General features: G+C 40.3%; 11 protein-coding genes and 1 pseudogene. 11 read left to right on the top strand and 1 reads right to left on the bottom strand.

The genetic code is table 11. The annotated features are described in order from the left end of the window. From AC1U9U_RS14150 to AC1U9U_RS14120, 7 genes and pseudogenes are all read left to right on the top strand, one after another. Positions 1 to 177 (top strand): fumarylacetoacetate hydrolase family protein (locus tag AC1U9U_RS14150; protein WP_479961201.1); only part of this gene is annotated, 177 nt, incomplete at its 5' end. 306 nt (positions 178 to 483) lie between these two features. Then, the gene (locus tag AC1U9U_RS14145) at positions 484 to 801 is read left to right on the top strand and encodes an ArsR/SmtB family transcription factor (RefSeq protein WP_479961200.1); all 318 of its coding nucleotides are present in this window, start codon (positions 484 to 486) and stop codon (positions 799 to 801) included. Positions 802 to 926: 125 nt separating this feature from the next. After that, a pseudogene (locus AC1U9U_RS14140) lies at positions 927 to 1,055 on the top strand (arsenical-resistance protein); the annotation flags it as partial. A 117-nt stretch (positions 1,056 to 1,172) separates the two neighbouring features. Continuing rightward, positions 1,173 to 1,589 (top strand): arsenate reductase ArsC, encoded by a 417-nt coding sequence (locus AC1U9U_RS14135; protein WP_479961199.1) that lies wholly within the window; start codon positions 1,173 to 1,175, stop codon positions 1,587 to 1,589. Positions 1,590 to 1,603: 14 nt separating this feature from the next. Further along, a complete protein-coding gene (gene hgcA / locus AC1U9U_RS14130) occupies positions 1,604 to 2,608 on the top strand; it encodes a mercury methylation corrinoid protein HgcA (RefSeq protein ID WP_479961198.1) in 1,005 nt (334 codons plus the stop codon). A 21-nt stretch (positions 2,609 to 2,629) separates the two neighbouring features. Then, entirely contained in the window at positions 2,630 to 2,926 is a 297-nt protein-coding gene (hgcB, locus tag AC1U9U_RS14125) for a mercury methylation ferredoxin HgcB (protein WP_479961197.1), read from the top strand. A gap of 92 nt (positions 2,927 to 3,018) precedes the next feature. After that, positions 3,019 to 3,264, top strand: coding sequence for a hypothetical protein (locus AC1U9U_RS14120; RefSeq protein ID WP_479961196.1), 246 nt, complete (start codon positions 3,019 to 3,021; stop codon positions 3,262 to 3,264). 83 nt (positions 3,265 to 3,347) lie between these two features. Here the strand turns inward: AC1U9U_RS14120 and AC1U9U_RS14115 are convergent, their stop codons facing one another. After that, on the bottom strand, positions 3,348 to 4,124 hold the full coding sequence (locus tag AC1U9U_RS14115; protein ID WP_479961195.1) for a DUF2268 domain-containing putative Zn-dependent protease: 777 nt from the start codon (positions 4,122 to 4,124) through the stop codon (positions 3,348 to 3,350). A 117-nt stretch (positions 4,125 to 4,241) separates the two neighbouring features. Between AC1U9U_RS14115 and AC1U9U_RS14110 the strand changes: the two genes are divergently transcribed. The 4 genes from AC1U9U_RS14110 to AC1U9U_RS14095 all read left to right on the top strand — a co-directional run bounded on the left by AC1U9U_RS14110 (position 4,242) and on the right by AC1U9U_RS14095 (position 7,678). Further along, complete coding sequence (locus AC1U9U_RS14110; protein WP_479961194.1) at positions 4,242 to 4,958, top strand: class I SAM-dependent methyltransferase; 717 nt, start codon at positions 4,242 to 4,244, stop codon at positions 4,956 to 4,958. Between the two features lie 639 nt (positions 4,959 to 5,597). Then, positions 5,598 to 6,491, top strand: a complete 894-nt coding sequence (locus AC1U9U_RS14105; RefSeq protein WP_479961193.1) for a hypothetical protein — start codon at positions 5,598 to 5,600, stop codon at positions 6,489 to 6,491. Positions 6,492 to 6,840: 349 nt separating this feature from the next. After that, positions 6,841 to 6,984, top strand: coding sequence for a hypothetical protein (locus AC1U9U_RS14100; protein WP_479961192.1), 144 nt, complete (start codon positions 6,841 to 6,843; stop codon positions 6,982 to 6,984). Between the two features lie 82 nt (positions 6,985 to 7,066). Beyond that, positions 7,067 to 7,678, top strand: a complete 612-nt coding sequence (locus tag AC1U9U_RS14095; protein ID WP_479961191.1) for a methyltransferase — start codon at positions 7,067 to 7,069, stop codon at positions 7,676 to 7,678. Positions 7,679 to 8,042 lie beyond the last annotated feature (364 nt).

The following is an 8,042-nucleotide window of genomic DNA, read 5'->3' as shown; positions in this document are numbered from 1 at the left end:
GAGATGATTTTTGATATTCCTACAATCATCGAATTTTGTGCTAAACACTTTGGATTGGATGAAGGGGATATCATTTTCACCGGCACACCTGCGGGAGTGGGCCCAGCAGCCAAAGGGGACTATTTTGTACTTAAGTGGAAGGAAGAAAAAGTGGGAGATTTATTCGTTGGTGCCTAAGGAGGTTATGGGGGATTCCACAATTGAGGTATTACAATCCTATCAAAAAGCTGGGCTTAAATTATCTAGAGGCCAGAGTAAACGACATAAATTTGCCGTATACTCTGGCCTTTTTATTCGCCTATCATAATAAGTAGTGATGTATGTTGAAATTTCCAGATCCGTCAGCAGTGCGGTCTATTGCGAGTAAAAATAATTCTATGCATAAGATTATATTGCAGGCTTACCATTTTATATTGACATTCTTCGATATGAAGCATACGATAAATATATTGATAAGAATAGATATGAGGTGTAGATATAAATATGGAAAATAAATATGAAAATAACGCAAAAGTTTTTAAAGCGCTATGCGATCCGAATCGGCTGATGATTATTGAGATGTTGCAAAGTACTGAGAGATGTGCCTGTGAAATCCTCGAGGATATGAAGATCGGGCAATCAACCCTATCACACCACATGAAGATTCTTTGTGAATCTGGACTTGTGGATAGCCGGAGGGAAGGAAAGTGGATGTACTATTCTCTTGATAAGGAGGGATGTGAAGCTGCCAAAAATCTATTAGATGAAATAACAAGCCAAAAGGAAAATAATAATGAAGGAGGTCGCCAATGTGAGTGCTAAAGACCCGGCGAAATTATCTATGCTGGATCGCTTTCTAACCCTATGGATTTTCCTTGCCATGGGGATAGGGGTGTTAGGGGGGGGACCTCTTTCCAAGTCTTGCTAAGACTTTAGAGAGTATGAGTACCCTTGCCTTTACCGCAGCCAGCAATAACTTTGAACTTGCCATTGCCGCGGCTGTCGCCGTCTTTGGAATTGCCTCAGATCAAGCCTTCGCATCCGTTATTGGTCCACTCATTGAAGTGCCGGCAATGTGCTGTCCAACAGGTCTCTGTGGTGTAAAGGCAACTTCGCAATAATTGCTTGGAATGCCGATGAAATGAAAGGGGATAAGTGCATCCTTGCAAATAGAATTCAAGTGAGGTAAAAGAATGAATAAGGTAAAGGTTGCTTTTGTTTGTATTCATAATTCTTGCCGTTCACAGATAGCTGAAGCCCTAGGTAAAAAGCTAGCTTCCGATGTATTTGAGTCCTATTCTGCAGGAACTGAAACCAGACCTTCTATCAATAAAGACGCTGTTAGGATTATAAAACAGCTCTACGATATCGATATGGAAAAGACACAGTTTTCCAAACTTATTGTAGATATTCCTCAGCCGGATATCGTGGTAACGATGGGCTGTAATGTTAATTGTCCCTACATGCCCTGTAAGCACAGAGAAGACTGGGGTCAGGAAGATCCGACCGGTAAAAGCGATGAAGAGTTTATTAAAACGGCTAAGGTTATAAAAGATAAGATTCTAAACCTTAAAGAAAGGATAATTAGCGGTCAAATAACATCGAAATAAGGATGAGGTGGAGTATGTTATCCATTGACACGGGTAGAGAGATTAAGATCATGCAGGCGTCGACTCAATTGACCTTTCATGATAAATTGGGTTCGTGGAAGGTTCGTTGGGGTATTAACAGAATGAATTATAAGGTGGAGCCGGGACTTTATCGTGTGGGGAATCCAAATGAGAGTTCTCCTGTTCTCGTTACGGCCAATTACAAATTGAGCTTTGATAGCTTGCGAAAAGAGTTATCCGGACTGGATACATGGATTCTGGTTCTTGACACCAAAGGGATCAATGTTTGGTGTGCCGCCGGCAAAGGGACATTCGGAACAACCGAACTTATCAACCGTTTAGCCATTGTCCAGCTTGATAGGGTTATTGCTCATCGAACGCTTATCTTACCTCAGTTGGGTGCTCCGGGTGTAAGTGCTCATGAGGTCACTAAGTATTCCGGGTTCAAGGTTATTTATGGACCGGTAAGGGCCAAAGATATAAAAGAATTTATTCAAACGGGAATGAACGCCACGCCTGAAATGAGAGCAGTACGATTCAGTGCCTATGATCGACTGGTTTTGACTCCAATTGAACTTGTGGGCACCTTGAAAACGTCATTAATGATTTTCGGAGTGCTTTTTTTGCTAAACCTTATGGGTCTGGGGCCTTTTGGGGTGGTCGATTTTTACGGATATTTGGGTGCCATAATTGTCGGATGTGTATTAACACCTGTATTGCTGCCTTTGATTCCGGGGCGGGCCTTTGCCTGGAAAGGTTGGCTAATAGGACTTGTCTGGGCGATTCTGGTTAATTGGCTGAATGGATGGCCTTATGATCCTCAATATGGTTTGCTTCAGGCTCTTGGATACGTACTCATTTTTCCTGCTGTTTCGGCCTATTTAGCCATGAATTTTACCGGTTCTTCAACGTACACTTCCTTTTCAGGGGTTTTGAAAGAGATGAAAATAGCTATTCCGGCTATTATTATTTCAATTGTTATAGGGTGCGTATTGATACTGGTCAATAGCTTCATATAATAATTAAAGGAGATTAAAAGTATGAAGAACCAATATTTAAAAAACGTATCAACCTTAAAACTGGAACAAAACCGATGCACAGGCTGCGGAAAATGTATCGATGTTTGTCCCCATCAGGTTTTTGCGATTATTAACAGTAAATCTTCCATAATTAATAAAGACTGTTGCATCGAATGCGGTGCCTGTGTTAAAAACTGCCCTTTTCATGCCCTAGCGGTCAAACCTGGTGTGGGTTGCGCTTCAGCCATTATCAAAGGTTGGTTGACCGGCACAGAACCTAGCTGCGACTGTTCATCTGATGGTGGGAGCTGTTGTTAGAGTTTGCCTTTGGAAAATTGTGGCCATTCCAGGACTATTCTACATAAACTATTCTATACTCATTAATTATGTAGAATTTTGGAGGTGGCGAAATGGCAGGTGTAGGTTATTATTCGCTTTGCCAAAAATACAGAGGTAGAGCAGTAGAAATCAGAACTTTTGACGGAAGAGTTTACCAAGGTATTATTAGCGATGTTGACTATAACAGTGTATATTTACAACCCCTTTGGCGTAATAAAGACCTAGGGGGCTTTGGCTATGGGTGGTATGGCTTTGGTGCAGGTGTTGCCTTGGGTTCCATTGCTACGATAGCTTTACTTCCATTCTTCTTCGTCTGACTTATTTTTATAGGATTTAAGCCAAAAAGACCGAAGGTTACGCTCCGAATTGAGTGCATGCCTTCGGTCTTTTTGCATTTAAATCATTCTAACTGAGCTATTTTGTCGGTTGCTATATGAAGTAGATCCTTAGAAGTTAGGTTATTTGCTTCAATATATTTCTTGACCAAATAATACCCCACACTGTATCCTGCCATTTGGGGATAAGAATTTAATCCGTACAATATCTCTAGATGTTTACGATTAGTTTTTAAGATATTTCTATTTGGGCGTACTAGGTTATTCCAGATTATTTCCAGATCGCTATCTGAGTAATAAGACGTATAGGAGGCTAAATACTCCTCACCAAATCTTTCCCGGACGGCATTTTCGGCTAACCCTTCCAATACAATTATGTCCAGTAAAACATAATCCTTTTCACTTTTTTGGAACTTAGCTAACCGACAGACATGGTTGTATTCGTGGGTCAATAATGATTTTATTTCTTTTTCGGAAGAATTGATGGAAATAAACAAAAATAGTTTATCGTAAAAGGCCAGTCCGGATTTTCCGTTGGTATCCACTTTAAATTTCAGGTTGTGAGTATCGGATGGAAAAATAAAGACCGGGACATTAGGTCCTTCCCACATTCTTTGAAGTTCTTCTTCTTCATCCTGCACAAGTTCCCATACTTTGTTTTGTTGGAATACTCTTACATGCTCAACTCCGTTCCTAAAGGGACAATACATGCCATGTTGAGTTAAGTAATTATAGATTTCGTAGGCTTGAGCACTATCAAAATACACCTTTAGTTTTTCACATATCTTAATTGGCTGCTCATATAAATCGAGTAACCATTTGTCTGTTCTAATAACGCCCATCTACACACCCCTGGCCCCACATCCCATGATGGGAAGTCTTTCAACTATAAAGTCACAACTTTGTTTCGCTATATCATAATATAATGTAGTTATTTAACAACAGGGATGTGACTAAAATTGAATTATACATATCTTGACTGTTTAGCATCATTTGGAGTTGGGGGTGCCCACCCTGGAGGCCTTCGACTTACAAAGGACATTTTATCCAGGGAAAATATAGATCAGGAAACCTCCATTCTTGATGCTGGATGTGGGACAGGTCAGACCTCCGCCTACATTGCCGAAAAGTACCAATGCGATGTTACCGCCATAGATAGTAATGCTACAATGTTAGAAAAGGCAAAACAAAGATTTTCAGCCTTAAATCTGGCTATCAATGTGATGCCTGGAAGTGTTGAAAAGTTGCCTTTTGATGACCAATCCTTTGATATTGTCCTCTCGGAATCTGTAACATCCTTTACAAACGCTTCCTTAACGATACAGGAATTTAAAAGGGTGCTTAAACCCAGTGGCGTACTACTTGCCATTGAAATGGTACTTGAAAATTCACTCTCTAAGGAAGAATTAAAAACCCTTGTTGATTTTTATAGGGTATCAGGATTATTAACAAGAACTGAGTGGTATCACCTTTTTCAAAGGGCCGGCTTTCAACAAATCAGCTTTGAAAAATTCGTACAGCAAGATGATGAAAATGATATTGATACAGCTCCGGATTTTTCCCTTTCGGAGAGTATAGACGATGAGCTTCTTGAAATCCTTGACAAGCATAAGCGCTTAATGACTGCTTACAGAGATAAGTTGGGTTTTTACACTTTTAGATGTTGTGTTCACTAGAGTGCCTCTGTTTATCCTCAAAATAGTAGATAGACGGTTTTAACCGTCTATCTTTAAAAAGTCCCCTTATCTAATTGTAAGCAAATTTTAGCGTTTCTTATTGAGCTTATACTGCTAACAAGAAGAAAGTCCTGAAGCTCTAATCGAAAAGCCTTGGTTATAGTCTGAATAATAAATAGTAGAATCAGCTACAAATTGATCTAAATTAGAGGAATAGACAACAGTAACCCCTTGGGACTCGACTACCGTATCATCTTCGTGAGTTAACTCATCCAGAGTTAATCTTAATTGCGGACCGCCTCAGCCAAAGCCGGCAAAAGCGATTCTCAGCTTGGTGTTTTTGGGGTTATCTTGCTCAGCGATAATTTCTTTTAATTTTACCGCTGCTTCTTCTGAAATTTGCATTCCTATCACCCTCCTTATCAATCTTATTTTGGCTAATTGCCAGGTGCTTTATGAGAACATTATAAGAGATCTGTGTAAAAATTGCAATGTACCCCTATAGGGTATTCAGAGAAAATCGCTAAATTTTTGGAGGTGAGAAGGAGAAAACATAATCATTGAAGAAAAACTAATGATAGAAGATTATTTCTGATAGATTGTAACAGGAATTATGCCCATAGTCAGGAGGTTTATCTTTTGAAGAAATCTATACTACCTATTTCGATTGCTATTCTGGTTGTTTTGCAGGTTATATCTCTTGCCCGCATCGGGAACTTGCGGGATGATTTGCGGGACACAAAGAATCAGCTGTTTAGTTTGTCCTCAAGTCAGTCCAGTCAAATAAATAGCTTATACGCCAATATCGATACTCAGCTTAAACGTCAATCCAGTATTATTGACAGCTATGAATATTCCTTTGGTAAAGCGGATGTTGATAAGCTAGCAGTTTCCCTGACCTTAAGCGTTACACCAAAAGAAACAAAAGCCGATACCCAGGCCACCCTCTATGTATCCGGTGAAAATGTAGCTATGACTAGAAATGGGACTACCTTTACCGCCACTCTTTGGGTAAATATTTTTGATCCAATCGAAGCTAAGGTTGTATTAGCAGATAGCGGGATTGAGAAAACAGAGAAGTTGGAGGTAATGGAGAGCCTTCAAACAGAAATATTACCTACTACACATGCTCAATACGAGCGTCCAAGCGGAACAATATATAGTAAAAAGCCCAATGAGTTGCTAGGAGAATATCATAGTAAAGGCAATGTGAGTGTTGAGGCAAAGCCTGTAGCAAACAACACTATTGAAAAAGCTCGTCTGGTCATAGATATAAATGGAAAAATTGTTGCCGAGGAACCGGTAAATACAGAGGGTGACTGGACCCCTATCGACCATAAGTTTACTCTTTCTGCAGGGGATGCCTTGACAATGACAGTAATTGCGACTGATAGTCTTGGTTTGGATCATCGTACAGTTGTTGAAAAAATGACACTCGACGAAAAAGCCGAACCGGTGTATGGTGAGGAGTGGCGGTGGATCGGTGAAGTCATTATCACTGATAAAAATGGAAAAGTTCTTTCACCACAATAGGAAGCAGAGTATTCTTTATGGCCGTTTTGCCAATAAGAATACTCTTTCTTTATGAGTGCTATTTTGTTTCTTTAAGGTCATTAGTTTAGGGGTTGGCAACAAAACTGTCGGCGAGTAAAAATAGTAGTAACAAGTTTGCTGTCCTTCCATATTATGTTATTGTAGATACCAAATAATACCAAAGTAAGGAGGGCTTGAAATGGCATTTGGAGCAGGAGTAGGTGGCGGTGGAGCCGGTGTTGGAGCAGGAATCGCAATCGTTGTAGTAATCATTCTTTTGCTTATTGCCTTGGGAATTGTATTCTAAAAAATTAGATTCGATAATTCGGAATAAAAAGGAGGAAACTAAATGTACGGATACGGTGGATATGGTTATGGAGCAGGCTGCGGCTGTGTTCCTGCAGCTCCGGTAGGTGGCGTTGGCGTTGGCGTGGGCGTGGGTATCATTGCCATTGCAATCCTCATCTTAATTGCATTGGGTGTAATCTTCTAAAAAAATTAGGCATGCTGCTATAGCGTGCCTTTCTTTTTTTATTGTCCATTGATAAAGCGTAGAGAGTAGAGAGGATCTAAAGATGAGCGAAAGAGTTTGGCGACTTACCTTTTTGGTAGTGTATTTAACCTTTATGGCTATTCGTAGCTACTATAGTAAAAAAACCACTGATGGTGAAACTTTTAAGGCAGAGGCTAAGAGGGGATTAATCATAGACCGGGAAGGCAAAACCCTATTCACCATACGAATGATTGTTTCCGATCTTATGATGCTTGGCATCTTTGTCTATGCTGTTAATTTTAACTGGATAAGTAACTTTAAGATAAGCATTCCTGAATCTATGCGCCTAACGGGCTTAGCACTAGGGGTCGGTGCACTTCCATTTCTTGCTTGGGTGCACAGCATTTTAGATAAGCAATTTTCCCCCGATTTGGAGCTGAAAGATAATCATCAACTCATAACATCAGGTCCTTACCAGGTAATACGTCATCCCATGTATACGGGTTTATTTGCTTTTATGTTAGGTGTCTCGCTGATAGCCGCCAACTATTTAGTGCTTATCCCTCATCTTGCGGCAATTATAATTCATTGTTTCCGGATCGAACGGGAGGAAGCAATGCTGATTGATAAGTTCGGTCAAGAATACCTGGATTATAGGGAAGAAACAGGTCGGATTATCCCTAAGCTTATTTAATAGGAAAACCACTGCCTGTCACGGCAGTGGTTGTTTTTTTACATAAGAATGAGGTTTTACCACCATAAAAACCAGGGCCATCCGAAGCCAAAGCCAAACCAAGGCCAACCGAAGCCAAAGCCACCCCACCAGCGACCTAACATAGTCAAAACCTCCTTATTATTTTTGTTGAGAATAAGTCCGGCTTATTATCTAATTTAAGATATGCTTGGCTGCTGGTAGATGTTACCACGGGCAGGGGATGACAGGTTGTTTTGGTTTTATTAGGTGAAGATAATCTCCCCGCCGGCAGCGAGATTATAGAAATCGCCAACGGTTAAAATGCTATCTAGCTGGTCACAAAAGTCCTCTTTTTTCAGTTTGA

The sequence above is a fragment of the Desulfitobacterium sp. genome, from assembly GCF_982384815.1.
Note: the sequence above shows the minus strand (reverse complement) of the source record. Positions and strands in the feature narration are given on the sequence as shown.

What these genes read in the sequence shown, in the direction of transcription:
- AC1U9U_RS14145 (WP_479961200.1), top strand. Translation starts at nt 484, where the DNA reads ATGGAAAATAAATATGAAAATAACGCAAAAGTTTTTAAAGCGCTATGC.
- AC1U9U_RS14135 (WP_479961199.1), top strand. Translation starts at nt 1,173, where the DNA reads ATGAATAAGGTAAAGGTTGCTTTTGTTTGTATTCATAATTCTTGCCGT.
- hgcA (WP_479961198.1), top strand. Translation starts at nt 1,604, where the DNA reads ATGTTATCCATTGACACGGGTAGAGAGATTAAGATCATGCAGGCGTCG.
- hgcB (WP_479961197.1), top strand. Translation starts at nt 2,630, where the DNA reads ATGAAGAACCAATATTTAAAAAACGTATCAACCTTAAAACTGGAACAA.
- AC1U9U_RS14120 (WP_479961196.1), top strand. Translation starts at nt 3,019, where the DNA reads ATGGCAGGTGTAGGTTATTATTCGCTTTGCCAAAAATACAGAGGTAGA.
- AC1U9U_RS14115 (WP_479961195.1), bottom strand. Translation starts at nt 4,124, where the DNA reads ATGGGCGTTATTAGAACAGACAAATGGTTACTCGATTTATATGAGCAG.
- AC1U9U_RS14100 (WP_479961192.1), top strand. Translation starts at nt 6,841, where the DNA reads ATGTACGGATACGGTGGATATGGTTATGGAGCAGGCTGCGGCTGTGTT.
- AC1U9U_RS14095 (WP_479961191.1), top strand. Translation starts at nt 7,067, where the DNA reads ATGAGCGAAAGAGTTTGGCGACTTACCTTTTTGGTAGTGTATTTAACC.